Annotated in this window: 17 protein-coding genes; 8 read left to right on the top strand and 9 right to left on the bottom strand. The window is 72.0% G+C overall.

Annotated elements, in window-relative coordinates; translation table 11 throughout:
• The first annotated feature begins 175 nt into the window (after nt 1-175).
• The gene (locus tag FRCN3DRAFT_RS0215405; protein ID WP_232794293.1) at nt 176-1,162 is read left to right on the top strand and encodes an LLM class flavin-dependent oxidoreductase; all 987 of its coding nucleotides are present in this window, start codon (nt 176-178) and stop codon (nt 1,160-1,162) included.
• A 191-nt stretch (nt 1,163-1,353) separates the two neighbouring features.
• On the opposite strand, the gene FRCN3DRAFT_RS0215400 is transcribed toward FRCN3DRAFT_RS0215405, so the two are convergent.
• Entirely contained in the window at nt 1,354-2,832 is a 1,479-nt protein-coding gene (locus tag FRCN3DRAFT_RS0215400; RefSeq protein WP_007512473.1) for a DEAD/DEAH box helicase, read from the bottom strand.
• A 300-nt stretch (nt 2,833-3,132) separates the two neighbouring features.
• Nucleotides 3,133-4,083, bottom strand: a complete 951-nt coding sequence (locus FRCN3DRAFT_RS0215395; protein WP_007512475.1) for an AraC family transcriptional regulator — start codon at nt 4,081-4,083, stop codon at nt 3,133-3,135.
• A 126-nt stretch (nt 4,084-4,209) separates the two neighbouring features.
• Here FRCN3DRAFT_RS0215395 and FRCN3DRAFT_RS0215390 point away from each other — a divergent pair, with 126 nt between their 5' ends.
• The 7 genes from FRCN3DRAFT_RS0215390 (at nt 4,210) to FRCN3DRAFT_RS50665 (ending at nt 12,132) form a co-directional block, all read left to right on the top strand.
• On the top strand, nt 4,210-4,875 hold the full coding sequence (locus FRCN3DRAFT_RS0215390; protein WP_007512477.1) for an SDR family oxidoreductase: 666 nt from the start codon (nt 4,210-4,212) through the stop codon (nt 4,873-4,875).
• Between the two features lie 200 nt (nt 4,876-5,075).
• Nucleotides 5,076-5,204: a hypothetical protein gene (locus FRCN3DRAFT_RS57110; protein ID WP_269799825.1), complete on the top strand. Its 129-nt coding sequence runs from the start codon at nt 5,076-5,078 to the stop codon at nt 5,202-5,204.
• On the top strand, nt 5,201-6,193 hold the full coding sequence (locus FRCN3DRAFT_RS0215380; RefSeq protein ID WP_007512478.1) for a polyprenyl synthetase family protein: 993 nt from the start codon (nt 5,201-5,203) through the stop codon (nt 6,191-6,193). The genes FRCN3DRAFT_RS57110 and FRCN3DRAFT_RS0215380 overlap by 4 nt, the downstream gene beginning before the upstream one ends.
• 8 nt (nt 6,194-6,201) lie before the next feature.
• The gene (locus FRCN3DRAFT_RS44630) at nt 6,202-7,149 is read left to right on the top strand and encodes a MerR family transcriptional regulator (protein ID WP_198535978.1); all 948 of its coding nucleotides are present in this window, start codon (nt 6,202-6,204) and stop codon (nt 7,147-7,149) included.
• A gap of 362 nt (nt 7,150-7,511) precedes the next feature.
• Nucleotides 7,512-7,781 (top strand): WXG100 family type VII secretion target, encoded by a 270-nt coding sequence (locus FRCN3DRAFT_RS0215370; RefSeq protein WP_007512482.1) that lies wholly within the window; start codon nt 7,512-7,514, stop codon nt 7,779-7,781.
• Nucleotides 7,782-7,820: 39 nt separating this feature from the next.
• Entirely contained in the window at nt 7,821-8,753 is a 933-nt protein-coding gene (locus FRCN3DRAFT_RS53085; protein WP_007512484.1) for a hypothetical protein, read from the top strand.
• 100 nt (nt 8,754-8,853) lie between these two features.
• Nucleotides 8,854-12,132: an FtsK/SpoIIIE domain-containing protein gene (locus tag FRCN3DRAFT_RS50665; RefSeq protein ID WP_007512486.1), complete on the top strand. Its 3,279-nt coding sequence runs from the start codon at nt 8,854-8,856 to the stop codon at nt 12,130-12,132.
• Between the two features lie 82 nt (nt 12,133-12,214).
• Here the strand turns inward: FRCN3DRAFT_RS50665 and FRCN3DRAFT_RS0215355 are convergent, their stop codons facing one another.
• The 7 genes from FRCN3DRAFT_RS0215355 to FRCN3DRAFT_RS0215320 all read right to left on the bottom strand — a co-directional run bounded on the left by FRCN3DRAFT_RS0215355 (nt 12,215) and on the right by FRCN3DRAFT_RS0215320 (nt 19,867).
• Nucleotides 12,215-12,685, bottom strand: a complete 471-nt coding sequence (locus FRCN3DRAFT_RS0215355) for a MarR family winged helix-turn-helix transcriptional regulator (RefSeq protein ID WP_035924799.1) — start codon at nt 12,683-12,685, stop codon at nt 12,215-12,217.
• 50 nt (nt 12,686-12,735) lie between these two features.
• The gene (locus FRCN3DRAFT_RS0215350; protein WP_007512489.1) at nt 12,736-13,623 is read right to left on the bottom strand and encodes a 4-hydroxyphenyl-beta-ketoacyl-CoA hydrolase; all 888 of its coding nucleotides are present in this window, start codon (nt 13,621-13,623) and stop codon (nt 12,736-12,738) included.
• Nucleotides 13,620-15,128, bottom strand: a complete 1,509-nt coding sequence (locus FRCN3DRAFT_RS0215345) for an acyl-CoA synthetase (RefSeq protein WP_007512492.1) — start codon at nt 15,126-15,128, stop codon at nt 13,620-13,622. The genes FRCN3DRAFT_RS0215350 and FRCN3DRAFT_RS0215345 overlap by 4 nt, the downstream gene beginning before the upstream one ends.
• A gap of 91 nt (nt 15,129-15,219) precedes the next feature.
• A complete protein-coding gene (locus FRCN3DRAFT_RS0215335; RefSeq protein ID WP_007512494.1) occupies nt 15,220-16,041 on the bottom strand; it encodes a crotonase/enoyl-CoA hydratase family protein in 822 nt (273 codons plus the stop codon).
• Nucleotides 16,042-16,212: 171 nt separating this feature from the next.
• Nucleotides 16,213-16,782 carry a DUF3237 domain-containing protein gene (locus tag FRCN3DRAFT_RS0215330; RefSeq protein WP_007512495.1) on the bottom strand — a complete coding sequence of 190 codons (570 nt, stop codon included), beginning with the start codon at nt 16,780-16,782 and terminating at the stop codon, nt 16,213-16,215.
• A gap of 8 nt (nt 16,783-16,790) precedes the next feature.
• Entirely contained in the window at nt 16,791-18,134 is a 1,344-nt protein-coding gene (locus FRCN3DRAFT_RS0215325; protein WP_027140614.1) for an ABC transporter substrate-binding protein, read from the bottom strand.
• A 47-nt stretch (nt 18,135-18,181) separates the two neighbouring features.
• The gene (locus tag FRCN3DRAFT_RS0215320; protein ID WP_035928014.1) at nt 18,182-19,867 is read right to left on the bottom strand and encodes a CocE/NonD family hydrolase; all 1,686 of its coding nucleotides are present in this window, start codon (nt 19,865-19,867) and stop codon (nt 18,182-18,184) included.
• Nucleotides 19,868-19,998: the final 131 nt, after the last annotated feature.

The following is a 19,998-nucleotide window of genomic DNA, read 5'->3' as shown; positions in this document are numbered from 1 at the left end:
GACCGGCGCTTCGGGCGTCGCAGGGCGAGCTGACCGGCGAGGGCGCGACCGGCGCCGACACTCGCCCGCAGAGCCCCGCCGCCTACCAACGGGAACGTCGAGGTCGGGGAATGCGGCTGGCGGGCCTGCCCTTGAGCTGAAGGTGAGTGGTGCCGAGGGTTCGCTTCCGTTGGCCGTGTTGGACTTCGTCGGGATCGAGCACGGCGAGAGCCCGAGCGCGGCGATCGCCGGCGCGGTGAGTATCGCCCAGACCGTCGAGGCGGCCGGGTACCGGCGGTACTGGGTTTCCGAGCACCACAACATGACCAGCCTGGCGTGCAGCGCCCCGGAGCTGCTGACCGCGCACGTCGGCGCGCACACGTCCCGGATCCGGGTCGGCGCGGCCGGGATCATGCTGCCCAACCACACCTCGCTGAAGGTCGCCGAGACCTTCCGGACGCTGCTGGCGATGTACCCCGGACGGATCGACCTGGCGCTCGGCCGGGCGCCGGGAACCGATCCCCTGACCGCGCACGTGCTGCGCCGCGGGGCATCCGCCGATCCAGGCGCGGAGTTCCCCGGGCAGGTCGGCGAGCTGCTGGCGTTCCTCGGGGACGGCTTTCCGCCCTCGCATCCCTACTCGCGACTCGTGGCCGCTCCCGTGGTCGACGAGAGGCCCGAACTGTTCGTCCTGGGATCGAGCCCCTACGGCCCGCGGTTCGCCGCCGTCAACGGCCTGAGCGCCGTGTTCGCGCACCATATGAGCCCCGACCTGGCGTTCGAGGCGCTGCGCGGCTACCGGCGCGAGTTCACTGCCCGGGCCGAGGGCGCGGCACCGTACTCGGCGATGTCCGTGCTGGCCTTCGCGAGCGAGGACGAGGAAGCGACCCTCGAGTTCACGGCGGCGTGGACCCTGACCATCCAGAACATCAGCCGCGGGATACGCGAGCCGCTGCGGCCGGAGGACGTCCGCGAGTTCGCCAGGTCGCCGCAGTTCCGCTCCACCCGCCACGACGACGGCCGGATGGTCACCGGCGAGCCGAAGGCCGTAGCCGAACGGCTCCTGGAGATGAAGCGGGAGGCCGAGGTCGACGAGATCGTCATCGTCACCCCGAGCCTCGACCGCGATCGTCGCAAGGCCAGCTTCGCCGCACTGGCCGAAGCGTGGCGCCAGGCCGCGTAAGCCAGCGCCAAGGATGGTCAGCGGCCACGGGTTGGGAATGCTCGGAGCCCCTGGGGGGCACACTCCGGGCATCCCCAACCGCTGTGGCCGCTGTCGCCGCACGTCACCGGCCTGACCAGGCCGCCTCAACCGGCGAACAGCGTGCGGACTCGGCGATCACGTGACCGCTGGCGCGTCGTGACCGGGTCTGGTCAGCGGGCGCGGCGTGCGCTGAACGTCGCGGCGCTGTGGGTCGGTCGCGACCCAGGTCGCTGGGCGGGCGACGGGGCGGCCTCGTGATCAGGTGAGCCGGCACGAGCCGTGGCCGTGGCCGCACGCGGTCGAGACGCCGTGGTCCGCCCGGAAGACGCCGTGGTCCGCCCGGCAGACGCTGTGGTCCGCCCGGCGCCGCGGCTGTGGTTACCGGCGGGGCGGCGTCCACGTCGTCTGCCTGTTCGAGGTGTCGGCTCGGTGCCGCGGTTTCCGTCTGCCGGCACCCGTTGGGCTGGGGCGGTTCGGGTCTCCGGCTGGATCGCGGCCGCGGGGCTGGGCAGCGACCGGGCGCCCGGGGCGAGCGAGGCGAGCACCGGGTGATCGGCGGATGCGACCCGGGTGGTCGTCGGCTTGATGCCAGCGGCGCGGGCCAGTTGCGTGACCTCACGGATCTGCTCCGTGGTCGCCACGGTGACGACGGTGCCGCTGTTGCCGGCGCGCGCGGTACGCCCGGAACGGTGCAGGTAGGCCTTGTGGTCGGCCGGCGGGTCGGCGTGGATCACGAGGGCCACGTTGTCGACGTGGATGCCGCGGGCGGCGATGTCCGTGGCGACCAGCGCCGAGGCGCGGCCCGCCTGGAAGTCGTCGAGGTTGCGGGTACGCGCGTTCTGGCTCAGGTTGCCGTGCAGCTCGACCGTGGGCACGCCGGCGCGGTTCAGGTGGCGGGCCAGAGCCTTGGCGCCGTGCTTCGTGCGGGTGAACACGACCGTGCGGCCTGGTGCGCTGGACAGGTGCACGAGCACGGGAAGCCGGCTGTCCCGCTCGACGTGCAGCAGATGGTGCGTCATGGTGCCCACCGGGGACTGGGCCGAGTCGGCCTCGTGTACCGCGGGTCTGGTGAGGTACTGGCGCACCAGGGTGTCGATGGCCTTGTCCAGGGTGGCCGAGAACAGCATGCGCTGCCCGCCTGCCGGGGTCTGGCCGATCAGCCGGCGTACAGCGGGCAGGAACCCCAGGTCGGCCATGTGGTCGGCCTCGTCCAGCACGGTGATCTTCACGTGGGCCAGCGAGCAGTGCCGCTGATCGAGGAGATCCTCGAGCCGGCCAGGGCAGGCCACGACGATGTCGACGCCCCGCCGGATCGCGGCCACCTGCGGGTTCTGACCGACGCCGCCGAACACGGTGCACGAGGTGAGGCCGGCCGCGGCGGCCAGCGGCCGCAGCGCCGTGTCGATCTGCGCGGCGAGCTCGCGGGTGGGCGCCAGAATCAGCGCGCGCGGGGCCCCGGCCCGGGCCCGAGGCCCGCCGGACAGCCGCGCGACCACGGGCAGGAGGAAGGCGAGTGTCTTGCCGGAGCCCGTGCGGCCGCGGCCGAGGATGTCACGTCCGGCGAGCGCGTCCGGCAGCGTCGCCCGTTGGATCGGGGTGGGGGTCTCGATGGCGAGACGGGTGAGAACGTCGGTCAGGCGCGCGGGCACGCCAAGATCGGTGAACGAAGACAAGAAAGATCGCTATCTGTGCGGATGTCCCGCCGACAACCAGGGACCCGAGGATCTCGACCGGTTACGCGCGGAGCGGAGGCCCGATGCCGAGAAGCGGATGTTGAGAAGCCGCTGCTAGAAATCGGGTGCTGCGACGCACGGACAACTCGCGGCAGGAGCTCGACGAGCTGATGGCGCCATCATAACTGGTCCGTGCGCCGCACCCGCGCTGACCAGCGTGTGACATCGCCGGCGGACGACGAGCGGCGGGCGACGGGCGGTCTGGACCGGTCCTGTTCAGTCGACGCCGGTCAGTGACGCCGGGGCCGCGTCCTCCAGCGGGGACGGTCGCCGCCACCGGCCCGGGGTGGCCCCCTTGATCCGCTGGAACGCCCGGTTGAACGCCGCCTCGGAGGCGTACCCGACCCGGGCCGCGACCCGACCGACGCTGAGCTCGCCGTCCTCCAGCAGCCTGGCCGCCAGATCCATCCGCCACGACGTGACATAGGCCATCGGCGGCTCCCCCAGCACCTCGGTGAAACGGGCGGCGAACGCGGACCTGGACAGTCCGGCTTCGGCGGCGAGGGCGGGCAGGTCCCAGGCCCGGCTGGGCGCGGCCTGGAACGCGGCCAGGCTGCGGCCGAGGTGTGGGTCGCGGACCCCCGCCACCCACCCGCGGGTCGGCTGCTCGCGGTGCAGCCAGTCGCGGACGGCGTGGACGACGAGGACGTCGGCGAGCCGGGCGGTCACCACCGCGCTGCCGGGCGCCGCCGCGCGGCACTCGGCCGCCATCACCTCGACGGTCGAGCGCAGCCAGCCGTCGCGCTGCTCGGCGACCAGCAGTGGCGGCAGGCTCGCCATCAGCCGGCCGACGGCCAGATCGGTGAACTCCACCGCCCCGCAGATCAGCCGCGCCGGCGCGCCGCCCCCGTCGATCCGCATCCGCTCGTAGCGCTCGGTGACCTCCTCGCGGGGCAGGTCCCACAGCGGCACCGCCGGCCCGTCCGCGTCGGAACCGACGACGTGGCCCGCTCCGTGTGGCACGAGCACCAGCTCACCAACACCCGAGGTGGCCCGCTGGCCCTCCACGTCGACGACGAGGGACTCGCCCTCGGTGAGCAGGTGGAACATCACGGTGTCGCGGATCGGCGGGATGCCGATCCCCCACGGCGCGCTCAGCTCCGAGACCGCGTAGAAGACGCCGGTCATACCGAAGTGGGCGAGCGTCTCGTCAAGAACGTCGGCCACCGCGCCCCCCTGGACGGATGAGCAATCGAGCCGGGCTTCCGAGCATTGTACGTCCGACCGCGTCGCGTGATCGTGGAACCAGGTCCGAACGGCGGACCGCGGGGAACCGCGAGAAGGAGGCAGACGATGAACGTGCTGGTCGTAGGAGCGAGCAGGGGCAGCGGCGCCGCGGCGGTCCGGGCGCTGGCGGCCGAAGGCCACCGGGTGACCGCGTTCGCGCGATCGGCGAGCGCCGCGGACCTGGGGCCGGCCGACCGGGACCGGGAGGTGGTCCGCGTCGACGGCGACGTGCTGGACGCCGAGGCACTCGCGAAGGCGATGGTCGGCCAGGACGCGGTGGTCGTCACGCTCGGGATCAGTGACAACCCGGTGAAGGTCCGGCTGGCGCGCCGCGCCGCCACCCCGCTCGACGTTCGGTCGACGGGAACGGCGCGCGTCGTCGCGGCGATGCGACAGGTCGGCGTGCCCCGCCTCGTCGCGCAGACCACCTACGGCCTCGGTGCGGGCCGCCGGCTGCTGCCCAGGTCCCTCAAGCTGGTCTTCGCGCTGCTGCTCGCCCCGCAGATCCGCGACAGCGAGCGCCAGGAGGAGATCGTCCGCGGCAGCGGCCTCGACTGGACGCTGATCCGCCCGGTCTCGCTCACCGACGACCAGACCGACGCGCCGGCGCACGTCACGACCGACGACACGACCGCCGGGATGAAGGTGGCACGGTCCCAGGTGGCCCGGGTCGCCACGAACGCCCTCACCGACCCGGCCACGATCCACCGCACCCTGAGCGTCTCGGCCTGATCCCCCGGGCGATCTCGGTGAACGGCGGGTCCGCATGACGGAACGTTCCGCCGAGACAGCCCTCGACCGGATACGTCGGCTACCCCCTGGCTGACAGCCCTGGGTGAGTTCGGCGTCGACCAGACGGCGCACCAGCCACGATCGGCCAGTGTTTCGACGCACAAATCGACGCAACCTGTCGGCAGGCGTACGCTGTCGGCGTGGCAGAGGACGCCCTTACCAGGTCAATCCCCGACGCGCGCCGCGCCGTGTCACCGCGTTCCGGGGAGATCGCCACCTCCGTCGACCGGCTGCTCACCGAGTTCCTGGACGCGAGTCAGCGTCGTTGACGGGCCTGGATCCCGGCCTCGAGGTACTGGTCACCGTCGCGCGGCAGATGGTGCTCGGCGGCGGTAAGCGTCTCCGGTCCGCGTTCGCCTTCTGGGGGTGGCGTGGCGCCGTCGGGCCGGGTCGGCCCGCCACGTCGGTTCTGCCGGCGTTGGGTGCGTTGGAGCTTCTGCACACGTGCGCACTCGTCCATGACGACGTCATGGACGCCTCGGCCACCCGGCGCGGCCTGCCGACCGCGCACCGAGCGGCTGCCCGCCGGCACGTCGCCCTCGGACTGCCCGGCGACCCGGACGAGTTCGGGCGCAGCACCGCGATCCTCGTCGGCGACCTGTGCATGGTCTGGGCGGATCGGCTCGCCAGCCGCGCGGACCTGCCCGCGGCCACGCTGATCGCCGCTCGTCAGGGCTACGACCGCATGCGCCTGGAGGCGATTGCCGGGCAGTTCCTGGACCTGCTGGGTGACGGCGCGCTGGAGTCGTCCTCGATCGGGCGCGCGTTGCACGTCGCTCGCCTCAAGACGGCGAGCTACACGGTGGCAAGACCGCTGATCTACGGAGCCGTGCTCGGCGGTGCGGCCGCCGACGGTCCGCTGGCGCGGGCATATACCCGGTATGGCATGGCGGTGGGCGAGGCATTTCAACTGCGGGACGACCTGCTCGGTGTCTACGGCGACCCGCGGGTCACCGGCAAGCCGGTCGGCGAGGATCTCGCCCGCGGGAAGTCGACCGTGCTGCTGGAACTCGCCCGCGCCATGGCCACCGGTGCCGAGGCCGACGAGCTGCGGCGACTGCTCGCCCGCCGGGCTCCGGAGGATCTGCCACGACTGGCCGCGCTGCTCACCCGGACGGGCGCGGCGGCCGAGCTGGACCGGATGATCTCCGAGCGGGTCGCCTGCGCGTTCGCCGCGGTCGACGAGGCTCCGCTCGACCCGGCGACCCGCGAGGCGCTTGGCTGCCTCTGCGCCGCGGCCAGCCAGCGCGAGTCATGACGCGAGTCATGACCGGCCAGCCGACACCCGAACAGGACACCGCCAGCGCCGGTGACGTCGCCCGCCGGCTGGGCGTCGCGGTCACCACCCTGCGGACCTGGCATCAACGCTACGGCCTCGGACCCAGCCACCACGCCCCCGGGCAACACCGCCGCTACACCGAGAGCGACATCGCCAGGCTCGACCTGATGGCCCGTCTCACCGCCCGCGGCCTGCCGGCCGCCGAGGCTGCCCGGACCGCCCTCGCCGAGGACCACGCTCCGAGGAGCTCACCCGCCGCCGTCCGCGACGGCGGCGGCCGCACGGTCCCGGTCGGCCGCGCCGACCCGGCCGCCCGTGGCCTCGCCCGCGCCGCGATGCGGCTCGACACGCTCGCGATGCACGAGATCATCGCCGCGGCCATCCAGGAACGAGGAGTCGCCGGCACCTGGGACGAGGTCCTGCGGCCGGTTTTCGCCGGCCTTGGGCGCCGGCACGCCGCCACCGGCGGGCTGATCGAGGTCGAGCACCTGCTGTCGCGGTGCGTCTCCGAAGCACTCGCCGCCGTGCCCCGACCCACCGACCGCGCACGACCGCCCCGGCTGTTGCTCGCGTGCGCCGCGGACGAACAGCACAGCCTGCCGCTCGAGGCACTCGCCGCCGCACTGGCCGAACACGACGTGCCCAGCCGCCTGCTCGGCGCCAGCGTCCCCACGCCGGCGCTCACGGAGACCGTCCGCCGGACCCGGCCAACCGCCGTCGTCATCTGGTCACATACGGAACCACCGCCGACCCGCACCAGCTTCAGGCCTGCCTGCGCCACCGGCACCGACCCGTGCTCGTCGCGACCGGCCCCGGCTGGCCGGACCTGCCCCCCACCGTCGAACGACCCGCCGACCTCCCCGCCGCCGTGGCGCTGCTGCGCCCACTCGCCCACGGATGATCTGCCCGGCCACCGGCCACTCCGGCCTCGATGACCACAGGTCCGTAAACGAAACAACGGAACGGCGCCGGAACAACCAAAAGGAGAACTCGCTGCCCGCCGGCCGGCCCGCGTGCCATTCTGTTGGTAACTGCCGCGAGCCGTGACCACCGGGGACGCAGGACCCCCGAGACCCGGCCCGCGGGAGGAAGAACCATGACCCCGTGCGGACTGGAAGGGAACCCGCCGATGGCCACTCGCTCTCACCCGACAGCGGTTGGGCGCGGCAGGGTCGCGCCCTGAATCCGGCGGGTCCAACCGCTCGGTGCCACCTTGGCCGGCTCAGCCACCGGTCTCTTTCTTCCGCGGCGTGTCCCTGCCGCGGGCATCCACGTCCTTTCTTCTGAGCGAGGCAGCATGTCCGGACGCGTACACGCGGACCCGACTGAGCTACGGGATTTCGCCGGCGAAATAGAGACCTTCGTCGAAAATACCCAGGCCGAGTTGGAGAAGCTGCGCAAGCGCTTTGACGATCTCGAGTGGGACGACGACGCGCGGCGGCACATCGCCGACCTGCTGGAGGAATCGACCAGCCGGCTCAAGCCACTTTCGGACAAAATGGGCGAAATCCCGCCGAAGCTGCGAAACAAGGCGCAGAAGCTCGCGGAGTATCTCGAGGCCAGCTGACCGGCGGCCAGGTCAGGCACGACCAGGAGTGGATGCCAGGTGGCGCTCGTCTCGGTGGTCCCAGCGGTCCTGGTCGCGCACGCGCACCAGCTCGCCGCCCTGGCGGCCAGCGTCAACCGCGCCATCGTGACGCAGCGTGACGGGCTGACCGGCCTCTACGAGCAGACCGAGGAGCGGGTGCGAGCCACGAGCCAGGATCTCACGAGGGCCGAGAATGCCGTACGCGCGGCCGAGCGGGCGCTGGAACGCGCGCGTGAGGAGGAGGAGCGGGCCGCCTGTGCGCTGCGCGAGGCCGAGGCGGCCGTCGGCCAGGCAAACGAAGGCGCGACAGCCGGTGTAGAGGGTGTCGACACCGAGGCGGCGCTCCAGGCCGAACGCCGGGCGGCCAAGGCGCTCGACGTGGCCGGGCGCAAGGTCGAGGAGGCCGAGGCGGAGCTGGAGCGCGCGAGAGCGGAACGGACTGTCACGGTCCGGCTACGGGAGAACGCGCTCGCGCTGCGCGGCCGGGCCCGCGAACAGGTCGACCGAGGACGGACGTTCTCGACGTGCGCCACCCGGTTCGGTGACCTCGCGGCGGACGCGATCTTCCTCCTGGCGGAGCTGCTGGACCTGCTGGACGTGTACCTCGCGGACGTGCCGGGGCAGGCCGCGAGCGCGACGAGCCTGCGTCAGCCCGCGTTCATGGCGCAGATCGCCGGAGCCCCCGCACGGCACGGCCTCAGGACGTTCGCCGGCGAAGGCGCGGGCGTCGGCGGTGTCGCGGACCTCCTCGGCGACCTGCTTGCCGGACTCGACGTCGGCACCGCGGATCTGGAGAAGGGCTGGAACGACAGTGTCGGCCGGCGTTATCAGGAAAACCATCTGGCTCCGATGATCGGTGGGCTGCGTGAAGCGGTGACCATGGCCTTCGACATTCAGGCCGCCGTGCACTGGATACTCGGCGGTCTCGCGAACCAGGGCGGCGGTCTCTAACAAGACCCGTCCGATTCCGACCGGTCGTGAATGGGCGCGAGTGGGCGCGAGGGAACTGACGCAGCGCGCGAAGGATCCCGGGAAAGGGTGAACGGGACCTATGAGTGAGACGGCCGCGGGCGGTCCGGTGCGAGATCTGGCCGGCCGGTGGGACCAGGTGCGCACCGACGCCCACCGCGTCATCCAGCGAACCGAGCAGGCGATCGAGAAGGCCGACACCGCGCTGGCCACGCGCCGCGGCGAGCTGGACAAGGCGCGCGGCCGAGCACTGACCGGCAACGCCGACTGGCGTGCCCGCGAGGTCGACCACCTGGTGGGTCGCGCGCGCGAGGCGCTCGGTTCCCGTTGGTCGCTGTGGGAGGAGGCGGAACGGGACGAGACCGGCCCGTCGTCCGAGGTCAGCGCCGCCGCTGCCCTCGCCGAGCTCACGCTGGCCGTCCGTCGCCTGCGCTCGCCGCTGCGCAGGAAGCGGCACTGGGTCGCGGTCGCCGTCGCGGCGGTACGCCGCTGCGACGACCTGATCGCGCGTTCGGGCGCGGACGCCGCGCGCAAGTGGCAGGAGGGCATGCAGGCCGCCACGCGAGGCCGGAACGAGGCCGTCCAGGACGCGCTGAACGCCTGGCGGCGCGACCTCGCCCAGCTGCGGCGCACCGTCGACGCCCTGCGCGCCGAGCTCGACGCGGCCATGCCACCCGCCGACGCCGACTGGAGCGCGTGGCACCCGCTCTCCCAACCTGTCGACGCGCTGCGCATCGGCACGTACTCGCGGCGCGGGTGCGAGGACGAGCCGCTGACGGTGCCCGCGCTGTTCCCGTTCCCAGGGACGACCAACCTCGTCGTTCGGGCCGGCCGGGGGGTTCCCGGGCGCGCGGACGCGGTCCTGGGTGTGGTCGGGCGCATGCTGGCCTCGATCCCCGCGGGCCGGCTGCGCCTCTCGGTGATCGACCCGATCGCGCTCGGCAGCGCGGTGCGGTCGCTCGCCGGCCTCAACTCCGACGACGTACGGCTGATGGACGACCCCCTCGTGCGCCCACAGGAGATCGAGAACAAGCTCACCGAGCTGGTCGAGCGGATCGGCCGGGTGGACCGCGACCTGCTGGGACCGCACCGGCTCGGCTCGCTCGTCGAGTTCAACCGACGGCCTGGCGCCCGGCCCGAGCCCTACCACGTCGTCGTCGTCTTCGACTTCCCTCGCGGGTTCACCACCCCGGAAAGCCGCACCCGGCTCGACCAGGTCATGCTGAACGGCCCGCGGTGCGGGGTCTACACCATCCTCGTGATCGCGCAGGACAGTGCTGACTACCCCCATCACCTGGCCATGGGCGAGGACGGGCAGGTCACGACGGGTCCGGCGGTCCTCACCCCGGCCGCCGTGGGTGAGTGGACGTTCGAACTGGAGCATCCGGCCGCGTCGAGCTGGGAGGCGTCGGAGGTGCTGCGGACCGTCGTGGACCGCGTCGCCGACGCGGCGAGGGACGCGGATCGGGTCGTCGTCACCCCGAAGCGGATGTTCGACCTGCTCCCGGTGGCGACCCGGCCGGAGCTGGGTGGCATCGCCGGTGTCGAACGGCTGGTCCGTCTGCGTGACCCGTCCACCTGGTGGCAGGCGGACGCGACCGAGAGCCTCGCGGTTCCCCTCGGTACGTACGGCCTGGACGACCTGATGGTCATGCGTCTGGGTGACGGCACCCGCAACCACGTCATGATCGCCGGCATGACCGGGGCCGGGAAGTCGACCCTGCTGCACACGCTCATCACCGTGGCCGCGGTCCTCTACTCGCCGGCGGAGCTGGAGCTCTACCTCATCGATATGAAGCAGGGCGTCGAGTTCCAGGAGTACGCGCGCCGGGCGCTGCCGCACGCCCGGGTCGTCGCCATGCACAGCCAGCGCGAGTTCGGCCTGGAGACGATGCGGACGCTGACGATGGAGATCGAGAGACGGGCCGCCCTGTTCAAGAGGTACCAGGCGGCGGATCTTGCCGGCTACCGGCGGGCCCGGGCCGAGGCCGCCGGCACCCGCACCGGCACCGGCACCGGCACCGGCACTGGCGCGGACGCGGACGCGGACGCGGACGACCCGATGCTGGCCCGGGTGCTGCTGGTCGTCGACGAGTTCCACGTCCTGTTCGACGCCGACGACGAGACCGGGCGGGAGGCGGCCGGGCATCTGGCGACGCTGGTGCGGATGGGCCGCGCCTACGGCGTCCACGTCCTGCTCGCGTCCCAGACACCGAGCAGCCCGGTCAGCATGGGCAGCGACGCCGTGCGCAACATGGAGATCCGTATCGCGTTGCGGTGCCACGACCAGGTGAGCCGCCGCATCCTCGCCGAGAACAACCCGGCCGCCACCGAGCTGGCGCCACGCGGTGAGGCCATCTACAACGCCAGCTCGGGCCAGCGCGGCCGGGACACGAAGTTCCAGGTCGCCTACCTCGAGACAGCCGACCGCGCCGCCCTGCTGGACACGTTCCGCGCGCTCGCCCGGTCGCGGGACTTCCCGCGTGATCCCCTGGTCTACGACGGCGACCGGCCCGGCGACATCACCAGCGGCGTCTTCGCCGAGCTCGCCGGCGCGCGGCGGGAGCCCGCCGCGCCGTTGCGCATCTGGCTGGGCGAGCCGCTCGGGCTCTCGGCACCGGTGCACACCGACTTCGCCGCCCGCGCCGACCGCGCGCTGCTGGCCATCGGCGACGACCCGGCGAACGTGGGTGTGCTGACGGCCGTGTGCGCGTCGCTCGCCGCCGGGGGTGTAGGCCGTGGCCCGGGCCGCCTGGCGGCGGTCTCGGTCGTCGACTTCACCGCCGTCGACCAGCGGTACACCGCGGTGCATGAGGAACTCGTGACGCTGTTGCCCGGGCTGCGGCGGTGCGGCGCGGCGGACGCCCTGGCGCACGTCGGAGAGCTCGCGGAGCTGGTGGAGAAGCGGACCATGAACGACAGCTACACCGTCGACCTGGTCGAGGACTGTCGGTTCCTGCTCCTCAACGGCCTGCACCGCTGCCGCGGGATCTCCGCGGCACCGTCCTGGAGCGGCGGTGCGGCGGGGCTGGGCGTCCCGCTCGACTACCTGCTCCGAGAGGGACCCGAGGTCGGGGTGTTCGTCGTCGCGACCATCGACGGCAACGGCCTGCGCCGCGTGCACCGCGACATCCTGAACCAGTTCGGCATCGTCCTGACCCGTCAGCGCCCGCAGCAGTACGACCGGGTCGACGCCCTGTCCGGACTCGCGACGAACCGGCTGCGCGACGGCCAGGCACTGCTCAACGACGACGGCGACGTCATCGGCCTACGCCCGTTCCAGATACCGCCACCCGGCTGGCTGGCCGCCTTCGCCCGCGGCCTACCGCCACTCCCCCGAGGACCCGAGCCCAGCTCATGACGACCGGGCCGGCGCGCGGCCGCGGCTGGCGACCACGTCCACTGAACCGCTCCGCCGTGGGGCAGGGTGTCAGGCGGCCTGGTCACGGTGCCCACTCCACCAGCGCGGCTCGGCAGGATTCGAGCACTCGTCGGAGTTCCATGGCCTCCGTGGCGGAGAGGTCATGCAGCATCCGTGCTTCGAGGGCAGCGACCTTGGGGCGGTACTCGTCGAGTACCCGCTGGCCGGTCGCGGTAAGCGCGAGCAGGAGACGCCGCCCGTCGGCGGGGTCGCGGCGGCGTTCGACGAGGCCGCGGTCGAGCAGCGCGGTGACCATGTCGGCCATGCTCTGGGCGGTGACGAACGAGCGGCGCGCCAGCCGCGCCGCGGTGAGGTCGGACTGGCGCTCCAGCACCGTCATCGCCGTGTACTGCAGCGCGGTGAGATCCGCCGGGCGGACGAGGTCGTCGAGGCGGGTGCGGATCGCGAGCTCGACCTGCTTGACCAGGTAGAGCATCGTCGGGCCCGGGCTGAGATCCGGTTGCGGCGCTCGGCGCTCGTGTGCGATGCCCATACAGCGAGATTTTGCCTGCCCGGGATCTGCCCCGGCATCGGCTGACCGGCTCAGACCAGGCCGATGAGCCGCGCGGCGGTGAGCTTGTCGATGGCGGGGCGGATGTCGGCGGGCCAGCCGAGCGCGGCGGCGTCCTCCATCCACCGTCCTGGTGGGATGAGGGGGTAGTCGCTGCCGAACATCACCTTGTGTCGCAGCTGGTGGCCGGCGGCGTGGGTGAGCTCGGGCGGGAAGTACTTCGGCCGCCAGCCGGACAGGTCGATGTAGACGTTGGCCTTGTGGGTGGCCATCGAGATCGCCTCGGCCTGCCACGGCACGGACGGGTGGGCCAGGATGACCGTGAGCCGCGGGAAGTCGGCCGCGACGTCGTCGAGCAGGAGTGGGTTGGAGTAGCGCAGCTTGATGCCGCGCCCGCCGGGCAGACCGGCGCCGATGCCGTTCTGCCCCGTGTGGAACAGGGCAGGGACGCCGAGCTCCTCCAGCCGGGCCCACAGCGGGTAGTACGCGGGATCGTCGGGTGCGAATCCCTGCAGGCTGGGGTGGAACTTGAAGCCGCGTACGCCGAAGTGCTCGACGAGCCGGGTGGCCTGGTCGAGGGCCGCCGCGCCGCGCAGCGGGTCCACGGAGCCGAACGGGATCAGGACATCGGCGTGCTCGGCGCACTCCTGCGCGATCTGTTCGCTGGACAGCGCCGGATGCCCGAGGTTGGTGGCCGCGTCGACGGTGAACACCACGGCGGCCATGCCCAGCCCGCGGTAGATCGTGGCGAGGTCGGCGACCGTGGGGGTGCGGTTGTCGACGGCCCGGAAGTAGCCGGCCGATGCCTCGAGCAGTTCGTCGTCGAGGGCGCAACAACCGTGGCTGTCCTTCTCGACATGCACGTGGATGTCGAGAGCGCGGACAGCCTCGACGTCCACGGCGGGGGTGTAGACGGTCACCGGTACTCCTCCCGGAGGACGGACTTGAGCACCTTCCCCGCGGCGCTGTGCGGGAGCTCCGCCACGATCACCACCGACCTCGGCAGCTTGTAACGGGCGAGCCGGCCGGCCAGGTGGGTGAGCAGATCGGCTTCGGTGAGCCGCCAGCCCGCGCGCGGCGCGACGATGGCTCGGCCAACCTCGCCCCAGTGCGCGTCGGGCACGCCGATCACCGCGCACTCGGCCACCGCGGGGTGGGTGTGGATGGCCTGCTCGACCTCGACGGGGTACACGTTCTCCCCGCCGGAGATGTACATGTCCTTGAGGCGATCGACGATGCGTAAGAAGCCGTCGTCATCGACCACGGCCACGTCGCCGGAGCGCAGCCAGCCGTCGGCCGTGAACGCGTCCCGGGTCGCCTGCTCGTTGCGCCAGTAGCCCTCGGTGACGTTCGGGCCGCTGATCTGTACCTCGCCTGGCTCTCCGGGACGGACCGGGGCACCGTCGGGCGCGACGACCCGGACGTCGGCGAAGAACACGCCGGCCCCGGCCGAGCCGAGTCGTCGCAACGCGTCCTCACCGCGCAGCAGGGTGGCGCCCGGCGCGGTCTCCGTCAGGCCGTAGCCCTGGATGAGCGGCAGCCCGCGGTCGGCCCAGAGCCGCAGCACGCTCTCGGGCACCGGCGCGCCGCCGGTCATTGCTATCCGCAGCGACGTGAGGTCCGCGTCGGCGAAGGTCGGCACGGCGGCGAGCGCGAGGTACATGGAGGTGACCCCGAACAGCATGGTCACCCGTTGATGCTCGATGAGCCACAGCGCGCGGTCCGGGTCGAAACGTGGCTCGATCAGCGACGTCCCGCCCTTGAACAGGGTCGGGAACAGCACCTGGTTGAGCGCCGCGGTGTGGAACAGCGGGGCGGTGACCAGGGAGATCTCATCGGTGCGGACGTCGAGGTCGCTGAGCAGGTTGACGACGTTCCAGGTGATGTTGCCGTGGCTGAGCTGTACGCCCTTCGCCCGGCCGGTCGTCCCGGACGTGTACTGGATCATGAACCGGTCGTCGAGGCCGATCGGCTCGTCCCACGGCGTGCCGTCGTCGGCCATGAGGCTGGCCAGACCCGACGCTGCGGGTCCGCCCACCTCCACGCGCGCAAGGCCGAGGGAAGCCACGTCCGCGGACATGACCAGATCGGTGAAGACCGTGTCGTGCAGCAGCAGCGCCGGCGCGCAGTCGCGCAGGATCGCGGCGAGCTCGGGCTGCGCGAGGCGGGTGTTGAGCGGCACGAACACCGCGCCGAGCTTCGCCGTACCGATCATGCAGACGATCAGGTCGATGCTGTTGAGCCCGAGGTAGGCGACCCGGTCACCACGCTGGACGCCGCGAGCGGCGAGGCCGTGGCCGACGCGGACCGCGAGCTGGTCGAGCTCGCCGTAGGTCACGGTCCGGTCGCTCTCGACCAGCGCCGTCTTGTCGGCGACCATGCGGGCCCGCCGCCGGGTCCACGACCCGATCCCGTGATCGTTCACTGCCGCTCCTCGGAGATCTCGTCCAGCGTCACGTTGCCATCGGCGGTCCGGCTGCCATCGGAGGTCCGCGTCGCGGCCCGGCTGGTGTCGCTCACAGGTCGGTGACCTTCGGCGCCCGCCCGGCCAGGAAGCTGGCCATCCGCTGCTTGGCGTCCTCGGTGCTCTGGGCCACGGCCGCCATCAGGGACTCCAGCAGATAGCCCTCATCGGGACTGGCCTGCGCGATGCGCGGCAGGGCCCGCAGCACGGCGAAGTTCGTCTGGGGGGCGTTCCCCGCGATGCGCCGCGCGAGCTCGAGGGCCGCGGCACTCGCGGTGCCGGTCTCGACCAGGTACTGCGTCAGGCCGGCCGCCTGGCCCTCGTCCGCGTCCAGGCGGCGGCCGGTGAGCATGAGATCCATGACCCGCGCCACGCCGATGAGCCGAGGGAGTCGCACCGATCCGCCACCACCGACGAACAGCCCACGCTGCCCCTCGGGAAGGGCGTAGAACGCCGAGCGGTCGGCGACCCGGAGGTGGCACGCGGCGGCGAGCTCCAGCCCGCCGCCGACCACGGCGCCCGTGAGTGCGGCCACGGTGGGTACCTGCCCGCCGTCGATCGCCTCCATCGCGCGGTGCCAGAACTGGGAGTGGGCGACGCCGGCGAAGGCGTCGCGTTCGGCGAGTTCGTGCAGGTCGAGGCCGGCCGAGAAGTGGTCGCCCTCGGCGTCGAGGACCGCGGCGCGGTAGGCCGGCGCGATCTCCCGGAACACCCGTTCCAGGGCACCGATCGTCGCGTCGTCGAGGGCGTTGCGTTTGCGCGGCCGGGCGAGGGTCACGACAAGGACCTGACCCTCCGCCCGCACCCGCACCGAGACGGGCAGGGCCGCGGCCTGGGGTGGCACCACGACCTCGGCCTGTGACTCGATGTCCACCGCCACCACCAATTCATCAGGTTTCCTGTCTATCTTTCGGCATCATGGCACAGCGATCTCCCCGGGTTCGCCGATTGCGCGAGGGCGGCCGGGTGGATCCGGGCCGTCGGTGCGGCGGGCGGCGGGCGGCGGGCGGCGGGCGGCGCCTCGTCCGACGATGGCGGCGCATCGTCAGGTGATGCGGTAGAGGTCCAGCACCACCCGCCGCGGCTCGCGCCGGCCCACGGCCAGCGCGAGCGTCCGATTGAGGTGCAGCCTGGCCGGCGCGCCGGTGGTGAAGCGCACGATGGTGCGGAAGAAGTACTCGCGCGGCGCGACAGGTTCCCCGCGCGCCAGGCGGTCCATCACCTCGGGTGGGCCGTGGCGCAGGCCGTCGCTGCGGACCTCGATCAACGCGCCGTCCTCGGTACGGATCACGTAGTGCGCGGCGATCTCCAGGACGCCGTCGGCCCGCGCCACCTGCCAGTCGATGCCGCCCTCGACCAGCCGCCCGTTGAGTTCCGGCCCTCGCACCGTGCCACCGGCCAGTGGCACGTACCGGCGCTCGCCGTAGGTGGCCTGCCCAAGCGAGACGACCGCGCCGACGTCGCAGCGCACCTGCGCCAGGGGCACCAGCGGCGGTGGAGGCGGCATCCCGGCTGGAAGGTCGGGCAGCGCGGTGCCGGGTGGCAGGCCGAGCCCACCGCCGGGCATCGCCGGGTCCGGCGCGTCCGCGCCGCTCGTCGCCTCCGTGGCCGCCATCCGGGATGTCAGTCCGCGATCGGGGTGTTGCCGAGGACCTTGTACTGGGTGGGCTGGCCCTTGTCGTCCAGGGCGGTCGTCAGGCCACCGAGGACGCAGACGGCGGGCTGGTCCGGGATGGCCTTGCCGTTGCAGCGGAACTTCAGGCCGGCACCGGCGGGCAGCGCGGTCTCCTTCATCGCCTTGATCGTCGAGGTGATGGCCGCCGGCGTGATGTCGCCCGAGATGCCCTGGGTCGCTACCTGGAAGCTGGCCACAAGCGAGAACATGATCATTCCGTCCTGGGCGCTGAGGTCGATGCCGTCGCCGTAGGTCTCGGCGACCTTGGTGTAGAGGCGCATCGAGGGGCTGTCCGGACCGATGGGCACGGTGGCGCTGACGACGACGCCTTTCAGGGTGCTGGCGGGCACCGCCTTGCGGGTGGCGTCGGTGATGCACTGGGAGATAGCGGTGATGGTGCCGGTGAAGCCGACGGCCTTGAGGCCGTTCATGGCGCTGATGCAGAACGAGTCGTTGCCGATGATGAAGACCTGGTCGGAGCCGTCGTCGGCGATCTGCTGCATCTGGGGGGTCATGTCGGCGGTGCCGGGAGCGACGCGGACGAGCTCGTAGCCGATGCCAGCCTTCTCGAACAGCGGCGGCGCCACGTCCTGGGCGGAGTGCAGGGCGGCCGGGACGTCGATCACGATGGACGCGACCTTCTTGTTGCCCTGGTCCTTCGCGACCTGGATCGGCAGGTCGATGACGGGGAAGGTCGGGTTGCCGAGGCTGAAGGTCGTCGGGCTGGTCAGCAGGCCGGGGTCGCTCGAGCCGTAGAGCATGACGGGGATCCTGGCGTCGCTCAGCGGTTTCCAGGCGCTCTCGACGACGCCCGAGACACCGATCAGGACGGCGGACACACCTTTCTCGACCAGCTGGTTGCCACAGTCGGTGGCCTTGGACAGGTCGCCGAGGGTCTCACAGACCGTGATCTCGATCGGCCGGCCGCCCATCCCGGATTCGTGCTCGTTGAGGTACTTGGCGGTGGCCTCGGCGACCTTGTTGTCGTTGGTGTGGTCGGCGACCGCGCTCGCCCCGTCCGTGATCACGCCGATCTTGACGGGCGCGCCCGTCGCCCTGGCGACCGGGCCCAGGATGTCCGCCTGCGCGGTGGGCGCACTGGCCGTCGGAGCGGAGCCACCTGTGCCGTCGGAGCCGCCGCCGCAGGCCGCGAGAAAGGCCAGGCTCGCGGCCAGGACCGCGACGCCGGCCGGCCGTAACCCCGCCGGAAGGGTGGGTAACCGGGTGGAGATGATGAATGGGAATGGTTGCGCGCCTGGCCGCCGAGCCGCCGGTCTCCGGATATGCGACATGTTTACCACCTTGCCGTTGACGTCGAGTGGCCGCGAATATCGATGGTTCATTCGCCGGAATGACCGAGGCTGGTAACCGGGAGTATTAGGGATGAGGAGGCGAGGTGGATCGTGCGGCGTGAGAGTGCCAGCTTCGTGCTGGTGGCCGGGTCCTCGTCCGTGCCGAGGTTGCGCTCCCAATGCGGGAAGGATCCGCCCGCGATGAGCAGCCGGATTCTGCTTCCCGCCGCGAACCGGTGGGCGACGGGATCGAGCTCGATGCGGATGGGTCCGTTGGCCCGCTCGGGGGCGAGGCGGAGGAATCCGTCACTGACGTTCTGGGATTTGCCCTTGCGGTCCACCTCGCTCAGGCGGACGAACAGGTCGGCGTGTGGGTTGTCGGTGGTGTGGGACAGCTCGACGACCGGCGTACCCACCACCTCGATGGGCGCGGTGATCTCTGTTCCAGTGAAGGCGAGCACGTCGGCGCGTCGGCCGAGCTCGGTGTCGTCCTGGTAGCCGCCGAGGGCGGGTGAGCTCCCTCGGCCGCCCCGGGTCGGCGTCGGATCCGCGGGATCGTAGGTGAACGATGCCGTGGCGTCGGCCTCGGTTACCGCGTCGGTGCTCAGGCCGCGGTCGGGCTGGGGAAACAGCACCTGGTCGCGCGAAGGCGGGGGCCAGGTGGGCAGGTCACGCCACTGCCCGGCTCCCGTGAGGTAGGCGTGCACGGGTTGCGACCGGTGGCGGGCGCCGTCCTGGGCGAGATGTTCCGCGAGCCAGTCCAGGGATTCCGGCTGCACTGTCCGGGACCCGCGTACCGCGAGCCCCAGGTGCGTCCAGGGCCCGACCGTGAGCGCCACGTCGATGCCTCGGCGGTGCAGGTGCTCATACTGCTCGAAGGTCTGCTGGAGGAACATGTCCTGCCAGCCGGTCTGCAGGAGTATCGGTACCTGGACGCGGTCGAGGGCCGCGGCCAGCTGCATGGGCGCCCAGAACGGGTCGTCCAGGTCGCGCCGACCGATCCAGTCGTGGAACCAGGTGGCGCGCCCGTCGCAGAGCTCGTCCGCGCAGTTCGTGACCGGAAGTCCAGCCACTGCCGACGCCTGCCGCCGATCCGCCGTCGCCCGCCGCCGCAGTGAGTTGAGAAAGCCGGCCTCCTGGTGGGTGACGCTGTCGCTCCAGCTCAGAAAGTCGCTGAGCGTGAAACCGCCGTTCAGGTATGCCACCCGACTGAAGTCATGCGGAGCGACCTGGATGACGGCGGTCGTGAGCTCGGGCGGTGGGTCCATGAGCAACGCCCACTGGGTGAAGCCGAGATAGGAACCGCCCACGGTCGCGAACCGGCCGCCGAACCAGGGCTGTTGGCGCAGCCAGGCAACGGTGTCCGCAGCGTCGTCGATCTCGGTGACCATGGGGTCGAATTGGCCGCCAGAGCCGAAGGTTCCCCGGCATCGGACCATCACCACGTCATACCCGCGGGATGCGTAGATTCCGCCGGTGATGGAGGCGACCAACGGGCCGAAGCCATACGGACCGCGGACCAGGACCGTTCCGCGGCTCTTGCCCATGGGCGCGAGGTGGTCGGCCAGTAAGACCTCGCCGTCGCGCATCGGGATCCGCAGGTCACTGGTCACCCGGTAGTCGGTGGTGGCCTGGTGACGGCCCTTGAGCCGGCCATGGGTCAGGCTGTCGAAGAAGCGCCGACGCCTCGATCGGGGCCGGGAATCAGGAATTGCGGGCGTCGCGGTCGGCAACGTGTGCTCCTCAGAGTTACTGATCACTTCGGCCTACCGCGCGGGTGACGCCTCCGCACCCGACTTTCGACGAGCACTGGAGGGGCCTGGTCGTCGGCGACGACGGCGCGGGCCTGCATCGCCAGCGCGCC

The sequence above is a fragment of the Pseudofrankia saprophytica genome, assembly GCF_000235425.2.
GTDB classification, from domain to species: Bacteria; Actinomycetota; Actinomycetes; order Frankiales; family Frankiaceae; genus Pseudofrankia; species Pseudofrankia saprophytica.
Note: the sequence above shows the minus strand (reverse complement) of the source record. Positions and strands in the feature narration are given on the sequence as shown.